The 19,929-nt window shown below is 74.3% G+C and carries 17 protein-coding genes and 1 pseudogene; 9 read left to right on the top strand and 9 right to left on the bottom strand.

Annotation, left to right across the window (positions count from 1 at the left end; all coding sequences use genetic code 11):
• Window positions 1–79: 79 nt before the first annotated feature.
• Window positions 80–967 (bottom strand): hypothetical protein, encoded by an 888-nt coding sequence (locus E4623_RS14220; protein ID WP_134767222.1) that lies wholly within the window; start codon window positions 965–967, stop codon window positions 80–82.
• Window positions 964–1,446, bottom strand: coding sequence for a SigE family RNA polymerase sigma factor (locus E4623_RS14215; RefSeq protein WP_134767221.1), 483 nt, complete (start codon window positions 1,444–1,446; stop codon window positions 964–966). The genes E4623_RS14220 and E4623_RS14215 overlap by 4 nt, the downstream gene beginning before the upstream one ends.
• A gap of 167 nt (window positions 1,447–1,613) precedes the next feature.
• On the opposite strand from E4623_RS14215, the gene rocD reads away from it, so the two are divergent.
• From rocD to E4623_RS23355, 3 genes are all read left to right on the top strand, one after another.
• Window positions 1,614–2,864, top strand: coding sequence for an ornithine--oxo-acid transaminase (gene rocD / locus E4623_RS14210; RefSeq protein WP_280633659.1), 1,251 nt, complete (start codon window positions 1,614–1,616; stop codon window positions 2,862–2,864).
• A 144-nt stretch (window positions 2,865–3,008) separates the two neighbouring features.
• A complete protein-coding gene (locus tag E4623_RS14205) occupies window positions 3,009–4,913 on the top strand; it encodes a glycosyltransferase family 39 protein (RefSeq protein WP_134767220.1) in 1,905 nt (634 codons plus the stop codon).
• A gap of 48 nt (window positions 4,914–4,961) precedes the next feature.
• Window positions 4,962–6,938, top strand: a complete 1,977-nt coding sequence (locus E4623_RS23355) for a glycosyltransferase family 39 protein (RefSeq protein WP_134767219.1) — start codon at window positions 4,962–4,964, stop codon at window positions 6,936–6,938.
• Window positions 6,939–7,057: 119 nt separating this feature from the next.
• Here E4623_RS23355 and E4623_RS14195 read toward each other — a convergent pair whose 3' ends face one another.
• On the bottom strand, window positions 7,058–7,714 hold the full coding sequence (locus tag E4623_RS14195) for a TetR/AcrR family transcriptional regulator (protein ID WP_134767218.1): 657 nt from the start codon (window positions 7,712–7,714) through the stop codon (window positions 7,058–7,060).
• A 49-nt stretch (window positions 7,715–7,763) separates the two neighbouring features.
• Here E4623_RS14195 and E4623_RS14190 point away from each other — a divergent pair, with 49 nt between their 5' ends.
• Together E4623_RS14190 and E4623_RS23440 are read left to right on the top strand one after the other, a co-directional pair.
• The gene (locus tag E4623_RS14190) at window positions 7,764–8,606 is read left to right on the top strand and encodes an SDR family NAD(P)-dependent oxidoreductase (RefSeq protein WP_134767217.1); all 843 of its coding nucleotides are present in this window, start codon (window positions 7,764–7,766) and stop codon (window positions 8,604–8,606) included.
• 2 nt (window positions 8,607–8,608) lie between these two features.
• Window positions 8,609–8,962: pseudogene (locus E4623_RS23440) on the top strand (DUF402 domain-containing protein); the annotation flags it as partial.
• A gap of 52 nt (window positions 8,963–9,014) precedes the next feature.
• Here E4623_RS23440 and E4623_RS14180 read toward each other — a convergent pair.
• Window positions 9,015–10,472, bottom strand: a complete 1,458-nt coding sequence (locus E4623_RS14180) for a threonine/serine exporter family protein (RefSeq protein WP_134767215.1) — start codon at window positions 10,470–10,472, stop codon at window positions 9,015–9,017.
• Window positions 10,473–10,566: 94 nt separating this feature from the next.
• Between E4623_RS14180 and E4623_RS14175 the strand changes: the two genes are divergently transcribed.
• On the top strand, window positions 10,567–11,694 hold the full coding sequence (locus E4623_RS14175; protein ID WP_134767214.1) for a glutamate--cysteine ligase: 1,128 nt from the start codon (window positions 10,567–10,569) through the stop codon (window positions 11,692–11,694).
• A gap of 25 nt (window positions 11,695–11,719) precedes the next feature.
• Here the strand turns inward: E4623_RS14175 and E4623_RS14170 are convergent, their stop codons facing one another.
• The 3 genes from E4623_RS14170 to E4623_RS14160 form a co-directional block, all read right to left on the bottom strand.
• Window positions 11,720–12,823, bottom strand: coding sequence for a DNA polymerase IV (locus E4623_RS14170; protein ID WP_134767213.1), 1,104 nt, complete (start codon window positions 12,821–12,823; stop codon window positions 11,720–11,722).
• A 54-nt stretch (window positions 12,824–12,877) separates the two neighbouring features.
• Window positions 12,878–13,231, bottom strand: coding sequence for a hypothetical protein (locus E4623_RS14165; protein WP_134767212.1), 354 nt, complete (start codon window positions 13,229–13,231; stop codon window positions 12,878–12,880).
• 185 nt (window positions 13,232–13,416) lie between these two features.
• The gene (locus tag E4623_RS14160; protein WP_134767211.1) at window positions 13,417–14,067 is read right to left on the bottom strand and encodes an HNH endonuclease family protein; all 651 of its coding nucleotides are present in this window, start codon (window positions 14,065–14,067) and stop codon (window positions 13,417–13,419) included.
• A 188-nt stretch (window positions 14,068–14,255) separates the two neighbouring features.
• Between E4623_RS14160 and E4623_RS14155 the strand changes: the two genes are divergently transcribed.
• Entirely contained in the window at window positions 14,256–15,659 is a 1,404-nt protein-coding gene (locus tag E4623_RS14155; protein ID WP_134767210.1) for a wax ester/triacylglycerol synthase family O-acyltransferase, read from the top strand.
• Here the strand turns inward: E4623_RS14155 and E4623_RS14150 are convergent.
• On the bottom strand, window positions 15,628–16,521 hold the full coding sequence (locus tag E4623_RS14150; protein WP_245155078.1) for an EamA family transporter: 894 nt from the start codon (window positions 16,519–16,521) through the stop codon (window positions 15,628–15,630). The genes E4623_RS14155 and E4623_RS14150 overlap by 32 nt on opposite strands.
• Before the next feature lie 84 nt (window positions 16,522–16,605).
• Here E4623_RS14150 and E4623_RS14145 point away from each other — a divergent pair, with 84 nt between their 5' ends.
• Window positions 16,606–17,559 carry a LysR substrate-binding domain-containing protein gene (locus E4623_RS14145; RefSeq protein WP_134767209.1) on the top strand — a complete coding sequence of 318 codons (954 nt, stop codon included), beginning with the start codon at window positions 16,606–16,608 and terminating at the stop codon, window positions 17,557–17,559.
• A gap of 539 nt (window positions 17,560–18,098) precedes the next feature.
• Window positions 18,099–18,686 (top strand): TetR family transcriptional regulator C-terminal domain-containing protein, encoded by a 588-nt coding sequence (locus E4623_RS14135; RefSeq protein WP_134767208.1) that lies wholly within the window; start codon window positions 18,099–18,101, stop codon window positions 18,684–18,686.
• A gap of 53 nt (window positions 18,687–18,739) precedes the next feature.
• Here E4623_RS14135 and E4623_RS14130 read toward each other — a convergent pair whose 3' ends face one another.
• A complete protein-coding gene (locus tag E4623_RS14130) occupies window positions 18,740–19,924 on the bottom strand; it encodes a site-specific DNA-methyltransferase (RefSeq protein ID WP_134767207.1) in 1,185 nt (394 codons plus the stop codon).
• Window positions 19,925–19,929: the final 5 nt, after the last annotated feature.

Genomic DNA, 19,929 nt, shown 5'->3' with positions numbered 1-19,929 from the left:
CGACCGGGATCCCCCACGACCGGGATCCCCCACGACCGGGATCCCCCACGAACCGGATCCCGGCCGACCCGGAGCGCGCTCAGCTGACGTAGCTGCGGCGCCGCACGTCGAGACGCAGGTCGGTGTCGGTGGTCACCGTGAGCGGGGCCAGCTGCAGCTCGTCCCACGACTCGACCCACGGTGCCTGGTCGATGAAGACGGTGTAGCCCGGGACGACGTCGGTGCGGGCGGTGGTGACCGGTCGAGGCGCCTGTCCCTCCGCCGCGATCGAGACCTCGGCGTCCCCCGGGACCGATCCGACCAGCAGGTAGCCCGACCCCTCCACGGCATCGACCACCCCGGGCTCCTCGCGCATGCCGCCCCACATGACGAACCGCTCGCTGGTGTCGGCGGCGGGCCCGATCGCACAGAGCAGGCGCAGGATCCGACCCTGGTAGCGGACGCCGATCGAGATGCAGGCACCGTCGTCGGCGGCGGGACCGGGGGCGGCGGCGTAGAGCACCTGCTCGTAGCCGTAGTAGTCGCCCAGCTCGACCATCTCGCCCAGGATCACCCCCTCCTCCCACTCCCCGGAGAACCGGCCGCCGCCGGGGATCGGGACCCGGACGGGCTCCACGGAGCCCGGCGGCGGGGGGTCGACGTTGTCGGTCGCTCCGCCGCCCGGCGAGGTCGGGGCCGACGTCGGGGCCGTGCTCGGGGGGTCGCTCGGGTCGGGGCGGGCGTCGGAGGTGACTGCGGGGCCAGGGTCGGGCGCCGCCTCGTCCTGCCCGCCGACCACCGCCAGCGGCACACCGACCGCCAGCACCACGGCCGCGGCGGCCGCGCCCACGGCGAGCCGTCGGCGGCGCACCAGGCGACGTCCACCGGCCCGCAGCGCCGTCAGATCGGGTGGGACCGGGGCGGTGGGGTCCGCGGCGACCAGGCGGGCCATCGCGTCGTCGTCGGGCAGGTCTGCCTGCTGCTTCATCGGGGGTTCCTCCCCTGGTCGGCGCGGACCCGGGCCAGGGCACGCGAGGCGGTGCTGCGGACGGTGCCGGGGGCGACGCCGAGACGCTCGGCGACCTCCTTCTCCGGGGTGTCCAGGTAGTAGCGGTAGACGATGATCGAGCGTTCGCGCGGGGAGAGCGGCGCGAGCAGGTCGAGCAGCTCGCTGCGGTCCTCGACCGCGTCGCCGTCCTCGGTGGCCCGCTCGGGCACGTGCTCGACCGGCACCGGCCGACGCCGGCGGGTGGAGTCGATGTAGGCGTTGACCAGGGCCCGGTGCACGTAGGAGTAGGCGCCCTCCTTCCGGACCACCGACCACCGGGCGTAGCTGCGCGTCAGCGCCGTCTGCACCAGGTCCTCGGCATCGTGGCTGTCGTGCGCGAGCAGGTAGGCCGCCCGTCTCAGCCGGGGCCAGGCGGCGAGGACGAACTCCTCGAACTCCTGGTCACGTCTCGTCGTCATCGTCGCCTCCGCGTCACCTGCTGCGTCGTCCGCACTGTCTCACCTGTCCCTACGCAGGTCCGGGTGGTGACGTTGAGCCGGTCCCGGATTCGTCCGCGCAAGAATTGTCTGACAATCTTGGGGTGAGCCCCTACCGTGGGCTGTGACCCCGAGGAGAGGAGTGACCATTGAGCGCGTCGCTGACCGAGCAGAGCCAGCAGACCGGGCGGACCGAGCAGACCGCCGGCACCGAGTTCACCCGGGCCGAGGCCCGCACGGCCCACAACTACCACCCGCTGCCCGTCGTGGTCGCCCACGCCGAGGGCGCCTGGATGACCGACGTCGACGGCCGCCGCTACCTCGACCTCCTCGCCGGCTACTCCGCGCTGAACTTCGGCCACTCGCACCCGCGCCTCCTGGAGACCGCGCACGCCCAGCTCGACAAGCTCACCCTCACCAGCCGCGCCTTCGTGCACGACCAGTTCGCCGACTTCACCGCCAAGCTCGGCGACCTGTGCGGCAAGGACCTCGTGCTGCCGATGAACACCGGCGCCGAGGCGGTCGAGACCGCCCTGAAGGTGATGCGCAAGTGGGGCTACGAGGTCAAGGGCGTCGCGGCCGACCAGGCCGAGATCATCGTCGCCAGCGGCAACTTCCACGGCCGCACCACGACCATCGTCGGCTTCTCCGACGACCCCGACGCCCGCGACGGCTTCGGCCCGTTCGCGCCCGGCTTCGTGACCGTCCCGTACGGCGACCTCGCGGCCCTCGAGGCCGCGATCACGCCCCGCACGGTCGGCGTGCTCGTCGAGCCGATCCAGGGTGAGGGCGGCGTCGTGATCCCGCCGGCCGGCTACCTCGGTGGCATCCGCGAGGCCTGCACCCGGGAGAACGTGCTCCTCGCCGCCGACGAGATCCAGGCCGGTCTCGGCCGGACCGGCCGCACCTTCGCGTGCGACCACGAGGACGTCGTCCCCGACCTCTACGTGCTCGGCAAGGCGCTCGGCGGCGGCATCGTCCCGGTGTCGGCCGTCGTCGCCGACCGCGACGTCCTCGGCGTGCTCAGGCCCGGGCAGCACGGCTCGACGTTCGGCGGCAACGCGCTGGCCTGCGCGGTCGGCTCCGCCGTCGTCGACCTGCTCGCCACCGGCGACTTCCAGCGCCGCTCGGCCGAGCTCGGCGAGATGCTGCGCGAGCGCCTCGAGGCGATGGTCGGCCACGGCGTGGTCGGCGTCCGGGTGCGCGGCCTGTGGGCCGGCGTCGACGTCGACCCGGCGGTCGGCACCGGCCGCGAGGTCTGCGAGGCGCTGATGGCCCGCGGCGTCCTGGCCAAGGACACCCACGGCTCCACGATCCGGCTCGCACCCCCGCTCGTCGTCTCCGAGGCCGACCTCGCCTGGGGCCTCGACCAGCTCGCGGCGGTCGTCTCCGGAGCCTGAGCCCGGGCACCGTCGGCCGCGCCACCCGTGGCGGTCGACGCTCGCGCGAACGTTGAGGGCTGCTGGTGGAACATCGGCGGACGGCGCGGTGAAGGATGTCGCGCGCGGTGGGAGACGCACCTCGCCGCGGCACAGGATGGCGACATGCTCGCGATCCCGGGTCGGTTGCGGCGGGTCCCGCCCCTCGCCGTCCTGCTGACCGCCACCGCCGCGCTCTACCTGTGGGGCCTCGGCTCGTCGGGGTGGGCCAACGCCTACTACTCCGCGGCCGCGCAGGCCGGGGCGCAGTCGTGGACGGCGTTCTTCTTCGGCTCCTTCGACGCCGCGGGTTCGATCACCGTCGACAAGCCGCCGCTGGCGGTGTGGCCGATGGCGCTCTCGGTCCGGCTCTTCGGACTGTCGACGTGGAGCATCCTGGTGCCCCAGGTGCTGCTGGGCGTGGCCACGGTCGCCGTCGTCCATGCCGGGGTACGCCGCGCGACGGGCTCACCGGGGGCGGCGGTGCTGGCCGGCACGGCGTTCGCACTGACCCCCGTGGCCGTCCTGATGTTCCGCTACAACAACCCCGACAGCCTCCTGGTCCTGCTGCTCACCGGGTCCGCGGTCGCGACCCTGCGGGCGATCGACCGCACCCGGGACGGCACGGCGCCGGGGCACCGCGCGCTCCCCTGGCTCGTCCTGGCCGGCTCCCTGGTCGGGCTGGCCTTCCTCACCAAGATGCTCCAGGCCTTCCTGGTGCTCCCGGCGCTCGCGGCGACCTACGCCGTCTTCGCGGTCGTGCCGTGGCGCCGTCGGCTGCTCCACCTGCTCGCCGCGGCCGGTGCCGCGGTCGTGAGCGGCTCCTGGTGGATCGTGGCGGTCGACCTGTGGCCCGCGTCGTCCCGGCCCTACATCGGCGGCTCGCAGAGCAACTCCGTGCTCGAGCTGGTGCTCGGGTACAACGGGGTGGGCCGGCTCACCGGCGACCAGACCGGCGCCGTCCGCGGGCCCGGCGGGTGGGGCACCAGCTCGCTGCTGCGCCTGCTCGACCCCGGCACCGGCAGCCAGGTCGCCTGGCTGCTCCCGGCCGCCGTCGTCCTCGGGATCGCCGGCCTGGTGATGACCCGCGGCACCGACGACCGGCGCCGTCCGGCCCTCGCGCTGTGGCTCACCTGGACCCTGGTCACCTGGCTCGTGTTCAGCCTGATGAACGGGATCTTCCACGACTACTACACGGTCGCCCTCGTCCCGGCCGTGACCTCGCTCGTCGGGATCGGCGCCCACGTCGTGTGGGAGCAGCGGACGTCGGCGGCCGCGACGCGCGTGTGGGGTGTGACCCTGGCCGCGACCGGTGCGATGGCCCTCGTGGTCCTGTGGCCGCGTCGGGACTGGCAGCCGTGGCTGCCGTGGCTGGTCGTCGCCGCGGTCTCGGCCGCCGTCGTCCTGGCCGTCGTCGCGCGCGGGCGCGGACTCCCCCTGGGCGCGGTGTCGGCGACGGTCGCGCTGACCGCGGCCCTCGCGGCGCCGGCGGCCTACTCGGTGGAGACGGTGCTGCAGCCGCACAGCGGCGCCGTCCCCCACGCAGGTCCCCCGCGCGCCGGCACGCCGGCGACGGCAGCGACCGCCCGACCCGGGTCGGCGACGGTCGGCGACCTCCTGACGGTGAGCCGGTCCTCCCGCGAGCTGACCGCCGTCCTGCTGGACGACGCGGAGGCCTACACGTGGGTGGCCGCCGTCACCGGGGCCAACAGCGCCGCCGGCTTCCAGCTCGCCACCGGCCGACCGGTGATGCCGGTCGGAGGGTTCAACGGCACCGACCCGAGCCCCGCCGCCCGCGACTTCCGCCAGCTGGTCCGCACCGGCCGGATCCACTACTACATCGCCGGCGGCGGCACCCTCGTGCGCGAGACCGACGCCGGCGAGCCGGGGCCGGTCACCCGCACCGGCAGCGACGACGCGCTGCGCATCGACCGCTGGGTCGCCCGCCGCTTCGAGCCCCGCGTGGTCGACGGCGTCACCCTGTACGACCTCTCGCGGCCACCCGCGCGCGGAGCACTCACAGGCGCCTGACAGGGAGGGCCCGGTCCGGTCCCAGCCGGCCCGACGATCGTCGCCGTCATGACGACGTACGCCGCCGACCGCGCGCTCGAGCCCACCTCCGAGCCGACGCCTCCTCCCGCCGTCCCGCCGCGCGAACGACGCCGGGTCCCACCGGAGCGGGCGGCGTACGTCGTCCTCCTGCTCGGCACCGCCGTGCTCTACCTGTGGGGCCTCGGCGCCTCCGGGTGGGCGAACTCCTTCTACTCGGCGGCCGCCCAGGCCGGCTCGGAGTCGTGGAAGGCGTTCCTCTTCGGCGCCTCGGACGCCGCCGGGTCGATCACGGTCGACAAGCCCCCGCTGTCGCTGTGGCCGATGGCGCTGTCGGTGCGGGTCTTCGGGCTCTCGTCGTGGGCCGTCCTGGTGCCACAGGCGTTGATGGGCGTCGCGTCGGTCGCCGTCCTGGTCGCGCTGGTGCGGCGGGCGACCGGCAGCGCGTGGGCCGGCCTGCTGGCCGGGCTGGCACTGGCGACCACGCCGGTCGCCGTCCTCGTGTTCCGGTTCAACAACCCGGACGCGCTGCTCACCCTGCTCGTGCTCGGCGCCGCGTACGCCGTCCAGCGGGCGCTCGGCTCCGACGCCGCCGGTAGCGGGGACGGCCGGGAGCGAGCGCTGCGGTGGCTGGTCCTCGGCGGCACGCTGCTCGGCCTGGCGTTCCTCACCAAGACCCTGCAGGCGTTCCTGGTGCTGCCGGCGTTCGCCGTCACCTACGCCGTCTTCGCGGTGGTGCCGTGGCGGCGCCGGATCGTGCACCTGCTCGCCGCCTGCGGCGCGATGGTCGTCGCCGCCGGGTGGTGGGTCGCGCTGGTCGAGCTGTGGCCGGCCGGCTCGCGGCCCTACGTCGGCGGTTCGCAGACCAACGACTTCCTGGAGCTCACCTTCGGCTACAACGGCTTCGGTCGGCTCACCGGCGACGAGGCCGGCTCGGTCGGCGGCGGGGGCGGCTGGGGCTCGACCGGACTGTTCCGCCTGCTCGGGACCGAGAACGGCGGGCAGGTCGCGTGGCTGCTCCCGGCCGCGCTGGTGCTCGGCGTCGGCGCCCTGTGGGTGGGGCCGCGCGCGGTGCGGGTCGCCACGTCGCTGGTCCTCGGGTGGCTCGTCGTCACCGCGGCGACGTTCAGCTTCATGGCCGGGATCTACCACGCCTACTACACCGTCGCGCTGGCCCCGGCGATCGCCGCGTGCGTCGCGCTCGGCGCCTGGGCGCTGTGGCAGCGGCGCGAGTCGCTCGTGGCGAGCGCCGTCCTCGGCTTCACCGTCGCGCTCACCTCGGCCTGGGCGTTCGTGCTGCTCGACCGCACCCCCGACTTCCAGCCGTGGCTGCGGTGGGCGGTCGTCGTCCTCGGGTTCGCGGCCGCGCTGCTGGTCGTCGGCGTCCGCCACCTCCCCGCCGCGGTCGCGGCCGGGGTCGCCGCGGTGACGCTCGTCGCCGGCCTGGCCGGACCCACGGCGTACGCCGTCAGCACCGCGGCCACGCCGCACACCGGCTCGATCCCCTCGGCCGGGCCGTCGTCCGCTGGCGGACGGGGCGCGGGCGGCCCGGGCGGCGGCCCCGGCGGCACGGGCGGCACGGGCGGCACGGGCGTCGGCGGGCTGCTCGACGGCTCGACGTCGACCGACACCCTGACCGCGCTGCTCCTCGCCGACGCCGACTCCTACGACTGGGTCGCCGCGACCGTCGGCGCCAACTCCGCCGCCGGCTACCAGCTGGCCACCGAGCAGTCGGTGATGCCGATCGGCGGCTTCAACGGCAGCGACCCGAGCCCGACCCTCGCGGAGTTCCAGCAGTACGTCGCCGACGGCCGGATCCACTACTTCATCGCCGGCGGCGGTGGCCTCGGCGGCGCGGGGGGCGGTGGGGTCGGCGGTGGCGGGTTCGGTGGTGGCGGGTTCGGCGGTGGCGGCGCGGGAGGCGACTCGGAGATCGCCACGTGGGTGGCCGCGACCTACCCCGCCCAGACCGTCGACGGCGTCACCGTCTACGACCTCACCACCTAGGCCCTCGCTGACCCGTCACCTATAGGTGACGGGTCAGCGCCACATCCTCGCCGACCCGTCACCTATGGGCGACGGGTCAGCGCCACATCCTCGCCGACCCGTCACCTATGGGCGACGGGTCAGCGTCTGCGTGGGGCGGCGTCAGCGGGGGCGGCGGCGACGAGGGCGGGCAGCGAGGTGGCGAGCAGGTGCAGCAGCTCGTCGCGGGTGACGTCGGTGGGCGCGGCGACCCACGACAGCACGACGTCCTCGGCCATCGCCGACCAGCCGCGCACCAGCAACCGGGTGGCCGGGGTGTCGGGGAGGAGCGCGGCGCCCCCGCCGGCCTGGTCCTCGACGAAGATCCGGTCCGTGAGGGCCGCGCGGGCCTCGTCGTAGATCGCGCGCAGCGTCTCGTTGCCGCCCTGGGCGCCCTTGACCAGCGACAGGTAGCCCTCGTAGTTGGCCTCCACGTAGGCGAGGTACGCCGCCATCGACGTCGCGAGCCGCTCGAGCGGGTCGCCCGCCGGCGGGGGCGCGGTCTGCGCGATGAGGTCGTCGGCCGCGCGCCGGACGACCGCCTCGTGGAAGGCGTGCTTGTTGCCGAAGTAGTGGTAGAGCAGGCCGCGGGAGATGCCGGCCTCCTCGGCGAGGACCTCGATGCTGAGCTCGTCGAGCGAGCGGTGCGCGAGCAGCTTGACGCCGAGGTCGAGCAGCTGGGAGCGCCGCTCGGCCGGCGTGAGCCGGGTCCTCGACGTCCTGCTCCGCGCGGTGCGATCCTCCGTGCCTCCGGTCACGCCCCCACTCTATTGACGATTGTTCAATAGCGCCACTACCGTCGGGGCCATGAAGACCCTCCACGACAAGGTCGTCGTCATCACCGGCGCCGGCTCCGGCATCGGTCGGGCCCTCGCGCTGCACACCGCGGCGAAGGGCTCCCTGCTCGCCCTCTCGGACGTCGACGAGGCCGGCCTCGCCGAGACCGTCCGCCTGGTCGAGGCGGCCGGCGTCACCCGGGTCCGCAGCGACCGCCTCGACGTCGCCGACCGCGACGCGTTCGCGCGCTACGCCCTCGACGTCGTCCAGGACCTCGGCCGGGTCAACGTCGTGGTCAACAACGCCGGCGTCGCGCTGGCCGGTGACCTCACCGACCTCGAGTACGGCGACATGGACTGGATCATGGGGATCAACTTCTGGGGCGTCGTGCACGGCACCAAGGAGTTCCTCCCCCACCTCATCGCCAGCGGCGACGGGCACGTCGTCAACCTGTCGTCGCTGTTCGGGCTGATCTCGATGCCCGGCCAGTCGATGTACAACGCCTCCAAGTACGCCGTGCGCGGGATGACCGAGGCGCTGCGCGAGGAGATGCTGGTCGCGGGTCACCCGGTCGGCGTCACCGCCGTCCACCCGGGCGGCATCAAGACCGCGATCGCCCGCAACGCGCGGTACTCCGCGAAGGAGGACGGCGACGCCTCGGCGAGGCTGTTCGACAAGAAGCTGGCCCGGATGACGCCCGAGAAGGCCGCGGCGGTCATCGTGCGCGGCATCGAGCGGAACCAGGCCCGCGTGCTCGTCGGCATCGACGCCCACGCCCTGCACCACCTCGCCAAGCTCACCGGTTCGCGCTACCAGGACATCGTCGCGCGCGCGTCGAAGAAGGTCGTGCCCGACAAGGCGACCATCGTCTGACCATGGCCGTGCACCCCGGTGACGCCGTCCGCGTCGAGATGACCAAGTGGGTCGACCGGCCGCACTGGTCCTTCGACGCGCGCCACCTCGGCTCCGACGAGCACGGCGACTGGATCGGCATCCGCACCGGCACGACGATGTCGCGACCGGGCGCTACCTTCGTGGCCGCCACCGACCAGGTCGGTCTGGTGCCTCCGGACGCCGGCTGGTTGGCCACCTTCCACGCCCCGGGCTTCCGCATCGCGACGTACGTCGACATCACCACCGTCCCGCGCTGGGACGGCGCGGTGGTGCGCGCCGTCGACCTCGACCTCGACGTCGTCCGCACCGCCGAGGGAGTCGTGTACGTCGACGACGAGGACGAGTTCGCCGAGCACCAGCTCTCCCACGGCTACCCGGCGGAGGTCGTCACCGCTGCGGAGGAGTCCTGCGCGTGGGTGCTGGCGCAGGTCCGTCGGGAGCACCCTCCGTTCGACGGCGGGTCCGCCGATCGATGGCTCGACCGGCTCGCCGGCCGAGCAGGCTGGTAGGGCCGACGAGCCGGGGGCCGACCAGACGGTCCTCGACGCGCCGGACCTCGCGGCCCAGCGGCTGGGCGAGGTACTCGCCGAGGATCACCCCGGCGGCGATCGCCAGCGCCACGGAGGCCGCGCCGATGATGGCGACCAGGCCGAGCGAGGTGTCACGACGGCTGCCCTCGCCGAGGAGCGAGAGGCCGCGGTAGATCGCGATGCCGGGCAGCATCGGGACGACGCACGAGACCACGACGATGAGCGGCGGCACGTGCAGGCGCTTGGCGACGGCGTACCCGACGAGTCCGACGAACAACGCCGCCACCGCGACCGCCCAGGTGCGGCCCAGCCCGGGCTCCTCGATCGAGGACGAGATCGTCACGGCGACCGCCGAGACCACCGCGATCGGGGCCAGCACCCGCTTAGGCGAGTACGACGAGAACGCGAACGCGGCCGCGGCGATCCCGCCGCCGAGCGCGGCCATCCCGATGCCCTGGATGCCGGTGGCTCCGGGCTCCACCGTCGGCAGGTCGACCCCGAACGCACTGGCGACGCTGAGGCCGCCGCTGACGCCGGCGATGATGCCGGTCGTCGACAGCACCGCCTCGGTGATCCGCGCGCCGGCGGTGATGTAGAAGCCGGTCAGCGCGTCCTGGATCGCGCCCATGAAGCCGACGCCGGCCAGCAGCATGACGATGTTGGCGGTGATCACGAACGACACGTCCAGCCCGAGGTCGAACCGCTCGTCGAGCACCCGGGCCGCGACCGCCACCAGGGCCGCGGTGCCGCCGCCGGCGACCTGGGCGTAGAAGGTGGGCAGCCGGCGGCGGGCGATGCGCAGCTGCAGCCGGTCGATGAGGAGCGCGGCCAGGGCGGCGACGAGGACGACGACCGGTCCGCCGCCGAGGAGGATGGCGACGCCCGCCGACATCACGCCCCAGCCCGCCGTGACCGACCAGCGGTGCCGGTCGTGACCGGTGGAGGTGATCCGGCTGAGCTCGGCGCGACCCTCGCGCAGGCCGATCCGGCCCGCGACGACCCCGCGCACCAGGTGGTCGACGTTCGTCAGGTCCTGGTAGTCGGTGACTCGTTGGGTGACCTGACGTCGGGCGATCAGCGGCGCCTCGTCGGGGCTGGTCTGGTGGCTCATCGTGATCAGGGTGAAGGTGATGTCGGCCTCGGCCTCGGCCGCGCCGAGCGCCCGGGCGACCGAGAGCATCGTCACCGTCACGTCGGCGGCCCCGGCGCCCGACGAGAGCAGGATCTCGCCGAGCCGCAGGCAGAAGTCGAGGGTGAGCGCGAGTCGGTTCGGCAGCGGGATCAGCTGCGTGGCGGGGAGTTCCGGCTCGACCATCCCTCGATGGTGACCCACGACCGGCGCGCGCCCAAGCCGGCACCCGGGCGACGTCCGTCACGCCGGCCCGGGCGCGGTGTGGAACGCTGGTCGGGTGCGCATCGACTTCACCCCGTCGCCGGAGTACACGCTCGGCGTCGAGTGGGAGCTCGCCCTGGTCGACCGGCGTTCTCGCGACCTGCGCAACGACGCCTCGCACCTCTTCGCCCGGGCCCGGCCCCGGCTTCCGCACCCCGACCGGCTGCACCAGGAGCTGCTCCGCAACACCGTCGAGCTGGTCACCGGGGTCTGCCACACGACCGGCGAGGCGATGAGCGACCTGCGGCGCACGCTCGCCGGCGTGCTGCCGGCGTGCGACGACCTCGACCTCGACCTGTACGGCGCGGGCACGCACCCGTTCGCGTCGTGGTCCGGCCAGCAGCTCAGCGCCGGGCACCGCTACGAGGAGCTGATGAAGCGCACCCAGTGGTGGGGCCGCCAGATGCTCATCTGGGGCGTCCACGTGCACGTCGGCCTCCCGGAGCGGACCCGGGTGATGCCGGTCCTCTCCGCGCTGCTGCGGTACTACCCGCACCTGCAGGCGCTGTCGGCGTCCTCGCCGGTGTGGGGCGGCATCGACACCGGCTACGCCTCCAACCGGGCGCTGATGTTCCAGCAGCTGCCCACCGCCGGGCTGCCCTTCCAGTTCGCCACGTGGGAGGAGTTCGAGGCCTTCGCCGCCGACCAGATGACGACCGGGGTGATCGACGACCTCTCCGAGATCCGCTGGGACCTGCGGCCGGCCGCGCACCTCGGCACCCTGGAGAACCGGATCTGCGACGGCGTCTCCTCCCTCGGCGACCTCGGCGCGCTGACCGCGCTGATGCACTGCCTGGTCGTCGACCTCGACACCCGGATGGCCGCCGGCGAGACGCTGCCGACGATGCCGCCGTGGCACGTGCAGGAGAACAAGTGGCGCGCGGCGCGCTACGGCCTCGACGCGATCGTGATCCTGGACGCCGACTGCACCGAGCGGCTCGTGACCGACGACCTCGCCGACCTGCTGGAGCGGCTGGCCCCGACCGCCGAGCGGCTCGGGTGCACCGACGAGCTCGCCTCGGTCGCCGCCCTCGTGGCCGGCGGCGCGTCGTACCAGCGCCAGCGCGCGGTCGCCGCGCGGACCGGTGACGACCTCGTCGCCGTCGTCGACTCGGTGGTCAGGGAGCTGAAGGAGTCGCTGTGATCGTGCGCACCGGCCGCTCCGCCGTTCAGCGCGGGTAGCCGCCCTCCGGCTCGACCATCTCCAGCCGGACGCCGAGCAGCCGCACCGGTCGCCTCCGCTCGACCTTCGCGAGCAGCGCCACCACGGCGTCTGCGAGCGCGTCGGGGTCGTTGGTCGGCTCGGCCAGCTTGCGGCTGCGGTTGACGGTCTGGAACGCGCGGTCGCGGACCTTGAGGCCGACCCGCCACGCCGGCCGACCCTCGGCGTCGATGTCGGCGACCACCCGGCGGGTGATCCGGCGGACCTCGGCCTCGATGGCGGCGTCGTCGTCGAGGTCGGTCTGGAAGGTCTCCTCCCGCCCGTGGGCGCGGGCCACCCAGGGCGTCGGGTCGACCGTCCCGGTGTCGACGCCGCGGCCGAGGCGGTGGTACCAGGGCCCCATCGTCGGCCCGATCTCGGCGGCGAGCACCCGGACGTCGGAGGTCGCGAGCTGGACGACGGTGTCGATCCCGAGAGCGGCGAGCCGCTTCTCGATCTTGGCGCCGACGCCCCACAGCGCCCGGGTCGGCCGGTGCCCCATCTGGGGGAACCAGGTGTCGTCGGTGATCGTGTGGACCCCGCGCGGCTTACCGAAGTCGGTGGCGATCTTGGCCTGCAGCTTGTTGTTGCCGATGCCGACCGAGCAGTGCAGCCCGGTGGCGGCGAGGACCTCGGCCCGGGCCTGCTCGGCGAAGGCCTGCGGGTCGCGCGGGCGCTCGGGCGCACCCGGGCGGAGGCCGACGAACGCCTCGTCCCAGCCGAGCACCTCGACGTCGACGGGGTCACCGTCCCACAGCAGGGCGCGCAGGGTGGCCATCACGACCGCCGACGCCGCCTCGTAGACCGGGAAGTCGACGGGCAGGAAGACGGCGTCGGGGATCTTGCGGTGGGCCAGCCGCAACGGCATCCCCGACCGGACGCCGTGCTCGCGCGCCTCGTAGGAGGCGGTCGAGACGACGGCCCGCTCGGTCGGGTCGCCGCGACCCCCGACGACCACGGGCAGCCCGGCGAGCTCGGGCCGGCGCAGCACCTCGACCGCAGCCAGGAACTGGTCGAGGTCGACGTGCAGCACCCAGCGGGCCGGGGTGCCCGGCGTGCCCGTGGTGACCATGCGCCGATGCTGCCACGGTCCGCCGACGCACCGGCGGTGCCGGACGCGGCCCGGCTACCCGTGCTCGCGCACCCAGGCCAGCGACCGCTGCAGGTCGCCGAGGTCGCGGTACCAGGTGCGGACCTCGGTGCGGCACCGCACCCGCTGGCGCAGCGTGTCGTACTCGCCGCACTCGGCCATCGACTCGGAGTCGGTCGGCGGGAACGCCTGCGACCCGTCGGCGTAGCTGATCTCGAAGCCGTTGGCGGCATCGCCGGTGACGTCGACGACGACGGGTCTGGCCCCCCGTGCCGGCGGGCTCGACGACGGGCCCGACGACGGGCCCGCGAGCGCGAGGCCGGCGGCACCGCCGAGCAGCGCGAGCACGAGGAGGGGCAGGACGACGAGGTGCGTGACGGACTTCTTCATGGGTCCCCCGAGGGGTCGAGTGCCGGCGGGTTCCGGCAGTGCGAGGGACGCTAGGCGCGCGGGGGGACGGTCGCGGCCCGTCGTGCGCGGGCCTGTGGAGAACCCGGCCGACCCCCGGCCTGTGCACGAGAAGTGGTCATCACCACCGCCCCGGCCCGGCCCGATCGTCCAGCCCGGCCCCCGGTTCAGCGCGCGAGCGTGACCGTGACGGTGCCGCTGCACCCGGAGGCCAGCGACGACATCGCCGACTGCTCCGCGCCGTCGACCGACAGGCCCCACCGGACCTTCACCGCGACGAACTCCCTCAGGTAGCGGCACTGCTCCCGGCCGGGCGTCCACTCGGCGACGTCCTGGTCGCTCTTGGAACGGTTCTCCCCCGCGGTGACGCCGACGAGCGACCGCGGGTCGCCGAGGTCGTTGGCGTAGGACCGACGCTCGGCCGCGGTCCAGTCGGAGGCGCCGGAGTCCCAGGCCTCGGCCAGCGGCACCATGTGGTCGATGTCGAGGTCGCCGGCCGCGGACTGCGAGACGCCGTCGTAGTAGGAGAACCAGCGCCCGCCGCTCAGCGCGCAGCCGCTGCCCACGGTGACCGGGTCGTCGGCCTCCGCGATGAGCACCTCGTCCCGGGTGTCGCAGCCGTCGCCGTCCTCGTCGACCCAGTGCTGGAAGGCGTCGCGGTCGTAGCCGGTCCGGTCCTCGGTGGCGACGGGGAGCGAGGCCACCGCGTCGGCGAGCGGCGCCGAGTAGTCCTCCGCGTGAGCGGCGTCCGGGGCGGCGAGGAGGCCGACCCAGACCGCGCACGCGCCGAGTCCGGTGAGCACGAGACGACGAGGCATGAGGGATCTCCCGAGGTGTCCGAGGCGGTGGGTGCCCCTCGACCCTGGGCGCCGGCACCGGGGGGCACAACCCCTCGGCCGCAGGTCGAGGGAGAACCCGCACCCACCCGTGGGCGCTTGTGGAGGCCGTCACAGCGCGCGAGGATCGGCGGGAGAAGCCGACGCACAACTCCAGAGGGGGCCCCGCCGTGGCCACGCCGATCGACCCGACCGCTACCGGGTTCCTGCTCGCCGAGAACCGCAACATGCCCATGCACGTCGGCGGTCTGCAGCTGTTCAGGAAGCCCGACGGCGCCGGACGCAACTACGTCCGCGAGATGTTCCAGGCGATGAGCAGCCCCGAGGAGATGGCCCCGCTCTTCCTCAAGCACCCGCACCGCTCGGTGCGCACCGGCGGCCAGCTCGTCTGGAAGCCCGACGAGCAGTTCGACATCGAGCACCACGTCCGCCACAGCGCGCTGCCGAGGCCCGGCCGGGTGCGCGAGCTGCTCGAGCTGTGCTCACGGCTGCACAGCACCCGCCTCGCGTGGGAGCGCCCGCTGTGGGAGTCCCACGTGATCGAGGGCCTGCGCGACGGCCGGGTCGCGATGTACACCAAGTCGCACCACGCGCTCCTCGACGGCGTCTCCGCGATGCGGCTGCTCGCCAGCGTGCTCAGCACCGACCCCGACCAGCGCGACATGCCGCCGCCGTGGGGCGCCCGCCCGAGCAGCCGCGGGCCGGGGCCGGCCGTCACCGACGACGGCGGGATCTCCGAGGTCACGATGACGGCGCTGCGCTCGGCGATGGGCATCACCGCCGAGGCCGCCGGCATGCCGGGCGCGCTGGTGAAGACGATCCGCAAGGGACTCCGCAACGAGACGTCGGCGCTGTCGCTGCACGCCCCGCGCACCATCTTCAACCAGAGCATCACCGGCTCGCGCCGCTTCGCCGCGCAGGACTGGCCGATCGAGCGGCTCCGTGCGATCGGCAGGTCGACGGGCACCACGATCAACGACGTCGTGATGGCCATGTGCTCGGGCGCGATGCGCACCTACCTCCTCGAGCTCGACGCCCTCCCCGACGCCCCGCTGGTCGCGATGGTGCCGGTCGGCCTGAACGCCAAGCAGTCGCAGGTCGCCTCCGCCGAGGGCGGCAACGCCGTCGGCGCCGTCATGGTCCAGCTCGCCACCGACCAGGCCGACCCGGCGCGCCGGCTCGGCGCCATCCACCGCTCGATGAAGGACGGCAAGGAGGCGCTGTCGTCGATGACGCCGGTGCAGATCCTCGCCATGAGCGCGATCGGCCAGGCGCCGGCCATCCTCACGCCGATGCTGCGGCTGCAGGGCATCGTGCGCCCGCCGTACAACCTCATCATCAGCAACGTGCCCGGCCCGCGCTCGACGCACTACTGGAACGGCGCGCAGCTGCTCGGCTCGTACCCGCTGTCGATCCCGATCAACGGGATGGCGCTCAACATCACCTGCACGTCCTACGACGGCAACATGGCCTTCGGCCTGACCGGCTGCCGCCGCACGGTCCCGCACCTGCAGCGGCTGCTCGGCCACCTCGACGACGAGCTCAGGAACCTGGAGACGGCGGCAGGGTTGTGACGACCTCGCGGGCGCCGGTGCGCTCGGCACCCACCCCCGCGGCGACCACGAACCCGACACCGAGGACCGCGAGCCAGCCGGGCACCTGGTGCAGGGCGACGAACCCGATGAGCAGCGCGAACGCGGGCTCGAGCGCCATCAGGGTGCCGAACGCCGCGGTCGTGAGCCGGCGCAGCGCGAGCAGCTCGAGCGCGAACGGGACGACGGGCAGCAGCACCGCCAGCCCCAGCCCGGCCAGGACGAGCTCAGGGGTCAGGTCGGCGACGACCGAGGCCCCACCGAACGCCGTCGCGGTGAGCGCGGCGACCGGCATCGAGACCGCGAGCGCGGTCAGCCCCTCGACCTGGTCGCCGGCGCGCTGGGTCAGCAGGATGTAGGCCGCCCAGCAGGCGGCGGCACCGAGTGCGAAGGCGACCCCGACCGGGTCGGCTCCCCCGCTCCACGGCTCGGTGAGCAGCAGGACCCCGGCCGCGGCGAGCGCCGGCCAGACGATCCTGGCGCCACGCCCGCGCAGGACCGCGACGCCCAGCGGACCGAGGAACTCCAGGGCGCTGGCGGTGCCGAGCGGGAGCCGGGCCACCGCCTCCATGAAGAGCATCGTCACGCCGCCGGTGGCCACGCCGAGCAGCACGCACGAGCGCAGCGCCGCGGCGCTGAACTGGACCCGGCGCGGCCGCACGACCAGCAGCAGGATCACGGCCGCCCAGGTCAGGCGCAACCACGCCGTCCCCTGCGTGCCGAGGTGGTCGAGAAGGCCGACGGAGACCGCCAGCCCCAGCTGCACGCAGAGCATGGACACGACCGCGAACGACGTGCCGGTGCGGGCGCCGTGGGTCGAGGTCGTGGGGGCGAGGGTGGTCACGACGACCACGATGAACCCCTGCAACAGTTCGCGTCCACGCGTGAATGGTGGACACGTCGTTCATGATCGACGGACAATCAAAGCATGGACGTCCGCCGGCTGCGGCTGCTGCTCGAGCTCTCCCGCCTCGGCTCGATGCGCGAGGTCGCCGACGAGCTCGGCCTGACGACGTCCACGGTCTCCCAGCAGATCGCCGCGCTGGCCCGCGACGCGGGCACGCCGCTGCTCGAGCCCGACGGCCGCCGGGTCCGGCTCACCGCCGCGGGCCGGCGCCTGGCCGACCACGCGGTCGGCATCCTCGCCGCCGTCGATGCCGCCCGCCGCGACCTCGACCCGGACGCCGAGCCGGCCGGCACGGTCCGGGTCGCGGGGTTCGCCAGCGCCGTGCGCCGCTCGTTGCTCCCGGTGGTCGCCGCGATCGCCGGGACCCACCCCGACGTCCGGGTGCGCATCGACGAGTTCGAGCCGCTCGAGGCCTTCGGTCTCCTGGCCCGCGACGACGTCGACCTCGCCCTCGTCTACGACTACACCCTGGCGCCCGCGGCGTGGCCGGTCGACGTCGACGTCCACGACCTCTGGACGACGTCCTGGGGGCTCGCGGTGCCGGCCGGGGACCGGCGGCCGGCGCCGGGCACGAGCGCGGTCGACGTGGTCGCGGCGTACGCCGGGCACCCGTGGATCACCAACTCGCGCAACACCGCCGACGAGGACGCCGTCCGCACGCTGGCCTCGATGGCCGGCTTCACGCCGCGCATCGAGCACCAGATCGACAGCCTCGACCTCGTCGAGGTGCTGGTCGGGGCGGGGCTGGGCGTGGGCCTGCTCCCGACGGCGTGGCCCTCGCGACCCGGCGTGACGGTGCTGCCGCTCGACGAGCCGGCGATCACCCTGCGCACCTACGCCGTCACGCGCCGCGGTCGCGACCGGTGGCCCCCGTTGCGGCTGGTGCTCGACGGGCTGCTCCCGGACCGACGTCCCGGCGCGGGCGCCGGGAGCCCTCCTCCCAGAGGGGCCCGAGGAGGAGCCAGAAGCCGGTGACCACCCACAGCGGTGCGGCCGAGGCGAGCACGGAGCCGCGCTGGTCGGGGTCCGCGACGAGGGCCAGCAGAGCGAGCACGACCGAGGCGACGACGGCGGCGAGCACGACCCGGAACCACTCGGCCCAGGTCGCGGCGCGACGCTCGGGCGAGCCGGCGGGTGGTGCGGCGGCGGGCGGCGGCCCGCCCGCGAAGCGGTGCGCGAACCGGACGTCGGCCCACCGCACCATGCTGGGACCGAAGGCCAGGCTGAAGCCGAGGTAGGCCGCGGCCAGCGCGTGCATGGCCGACATCTGAGCCCCTCGCCCGAGGTCGACGGCGGCCGCCGCGAGCAGGACGACGTCGACGAGCGGCACGCACGCCAGGACGACGGCGCCGGCCCGGGCGCGACCGAGCGGGTAGCGCAGCAGCATCCCGAGGCCGAGGACGACCCAGAACCCGATCTCGCAGGTGACGATGACGGCGGCGATCACGCGACCTCCTGGTGCTAGTACGTCTGTGCCACCACCGAGATTAGCACGGTCGTACTACCATGGCCGCGTGCCGCGCCTCATCGACCACGCCGCCCGCCGGGCCGAGCTCGCCGAGGCGGTCTGGCGGGTGATCGTCCGCGACGGCGTCGGGGCGGTGTCGGTGCGCACCGTCGCCGCCGAGGCCGGCGTCTCGGCCGGTTCGCTGCGCCACGTGCTGCCCAGCAAGGGGCTGATGCTCGCGGCGGCGATGGACCTCGTCGTCGAGCGTGCGACCGCGCGGTTCCAGGCGCACGCACCGGTGCTCGCCTCGCGCGCCGACGTGGTCGCCCTGCTCGGCGAGATGCTGCCCCTCGACGAGGAGCGTCGCCTCGAGATGCAGATCCACCTCGCGCTGGCCGCCGAGGCGGCCGGCCACCCCGAGCTCAGCCACGTCCGGGCCGGCCCCGACGGCGCGGTCCGCAGCGGCTGCCGCACGCTGCTCGACCTCGCCCACCGCGACGGCCACCTGCGTCGTGGCCTCGACCTCGACGCCGAGACGACCCGGCTGCACGTGCTCCTCGACGGCCTCGCCTTCCACCTGCTCGGCGACGTGATCACCGTCGCCGGCGCCCACGCGCTCCTCGACGAGCACCTCGCGGCCCGCTGGCGTCACTGACCTCGTGGACGACGGGAGGTGCGCGAACCGCCCGGCCCCGACCGGCACGTCCTCTACGACGCGCCCTCGCGGTACCCGCCGCCGACGGTGTCCGCGACCGCGCGGAGCCGGGCCCGGGTGACGTCGGCGACGGTGGCGTGACCGGCGAGGGCGGCGTTGGAGCCGGGGCGGGTCGGCTCGCCCCGGTTGATCGACAGGCAGGTGCGGGTGCCGCCGTCCTCGGCGTTCGCGAGGGCGACCGCGTGGCCGGTGGTGCCGCTGCCGGCGAACGGGTCGAGCACCCGGACGTCGGACGGCATCGTCGCGAGGACCCGCCGGACCAGCCCGGTCGGCTTGGGCGACTCGAAGAGGTGGCCGACCAGCGCCTTGAGCTCGGCCACGGCGGTGTCGGTGGAGCCGACCTCCTCGGCCAGCCAGATCGTGCGCAGCTTCTTGCGCCTGCCCTCGTGCAGCCAGTCGCGCTGGAAGACGTCGACCCGCTCCCCCGACCGTCCGCGGATCGTGCGACACACGAGGTCGTCGGGGCGCTCGTCGATGCGCGGACGGCTCCAGCGCCACACCGCCGGCGTCCCGTCGCCGAAGACCGGCAGCACCTCGACCGCGCCGGCGAACGACGCCGTCGCGACCCGCCCCGAGACCGGGTCACCCCACACCGGGAAGTGCAGGGTCCGCGCGGTGACGGGGTTGAACTTCTTGTTCGTGTTGCGCAGCGGGAGGTGCCGGAACCGGCGGCCGTCGCCGTCGGTGCGGGGGAAGTCGGCCGGGTCGACGGTGTCGGTGGTGGAGGCGTCGAGCACGCAGCGGGCGGCGTCCCGGGCGTAGACGAGCAGGTACTCGTGCGAGGTCGCGAACCCCCGTCCGAGCTGGCGGCCCTTCGGGTTCAGGTTGACCACGACCTGCGCGAGGAACTGGGCCTCGCCGAACACCTCGTCCAGCAGCAGCCGCAGGTGGGCGACCTCGTGGTCGTCGATCGACACGTAGAGCGCGCCGGTCGGCGCCAGCACCCGACGGACCTCGACCAGGCGGGGCCGCATCATCGTGGTCCACGCGGTGTGCCGGCCGTCGCGCCGGCCGTCGCTGCCCCGGACGTCGTCGGCGTAGGCGAAGTCGTTGCCGGTGTTGTACGGCGGGTCGGTGCACACCAGGTCGACGCTGCCGTCGGGGAGGCCGGCCAGGACGTCGATGTTGTCGCCCTCGACGAACCGGTTCCAGACCGGTGCCCGCGCCGCTTCGTCCACCGCGC

The sequence above is a fragment of the Nocardioides sp. 1609 genome, assembly GCF_004522105.1.
GTDB lineage: Bacteria > Actinomycetota > Actinomycetes > Propionibacteriales > Nocardioidaceae > Nocardioides.
This window is presented reverse-complemented; position numbering and strand designations above follow the sequence as displayed.

Excerpts from the sequence above, each read along its gene's own strand:
- E4623_RS14220 (WP_134767222.1), bottom strand. The coding sequence starts at position 967 with ATGAAGCAGCAGGCAGACCTGCCCGACGACGACGCGATGGCCCGCCTG.
- E4623_RS14215 (WP_134767221.1), bottom strand. The coding sequence starts at position 1,446 with ATGACGACGAGACGTGACCAGGAGTTCGAGGAGTTCGTCCTCGCCGCC.
- E4623_RS14205 (WP_134767220.1), top strand. The coding sequence starts at position 3,009 with ATGCTCGCGATCCCGGGTCGGTTGCGGCGGGTCCCGCCCCTCGCCGTC.
- E4623_RS23355 (WP_134767219.1), top strand. The coding sequence starts at position 4,962 with ATGACGACGTACGCCGCCGACCGCGCGCTCGAGCCCACCTCCGAGCCG.
- E4623_RS14190 (WP_134767217.1), top strand. The coding sequence starts at position 7,764 with ATGAAGACCCTCCACGACAAGGTCGTCGTCATCACCGGCGCCGGCTCC.
- E4623_RS14180 (WP_134767215.1), bottom strand. The coding sequence starts at position 10,472 with ATGGTCGAGCCGGAACTCCCCGCCACGCAGCTGATCCCGCTGCCGAAC.
- E4623_RS14170 (WP_134767213.1), bottom strand. The coding sequence starts at position 12,823 with ATGGTCACCACGGGCACGCCGGGCACCCCGGCCCGCTGGGTGCTGCAC.
- E4623_RS14165 (WP_134767212.1), bottom strand. The coding sequence starts at position 13,231 with ATGAAGAAGTCCGTCACGCACCTCGTCGTCCTGCCCCTCCTCGTGCTC.
- E4623_RS14160 (WP_134767211.1), bottom strand. The coding sequence starts at position 14,067 with ATGCCTCGTCGTCTCGTGCTCACCGGACTCGGCGCGTGCGCGGTCTGG.
- E4623_RS14145 (WP_134767209.1), top strand. The coding sequence starts at position 16,606 with ATGGACGTCCGCCGGCTGCGGCTGCTGCTCGAGCTCTCCCGCCTCGGC.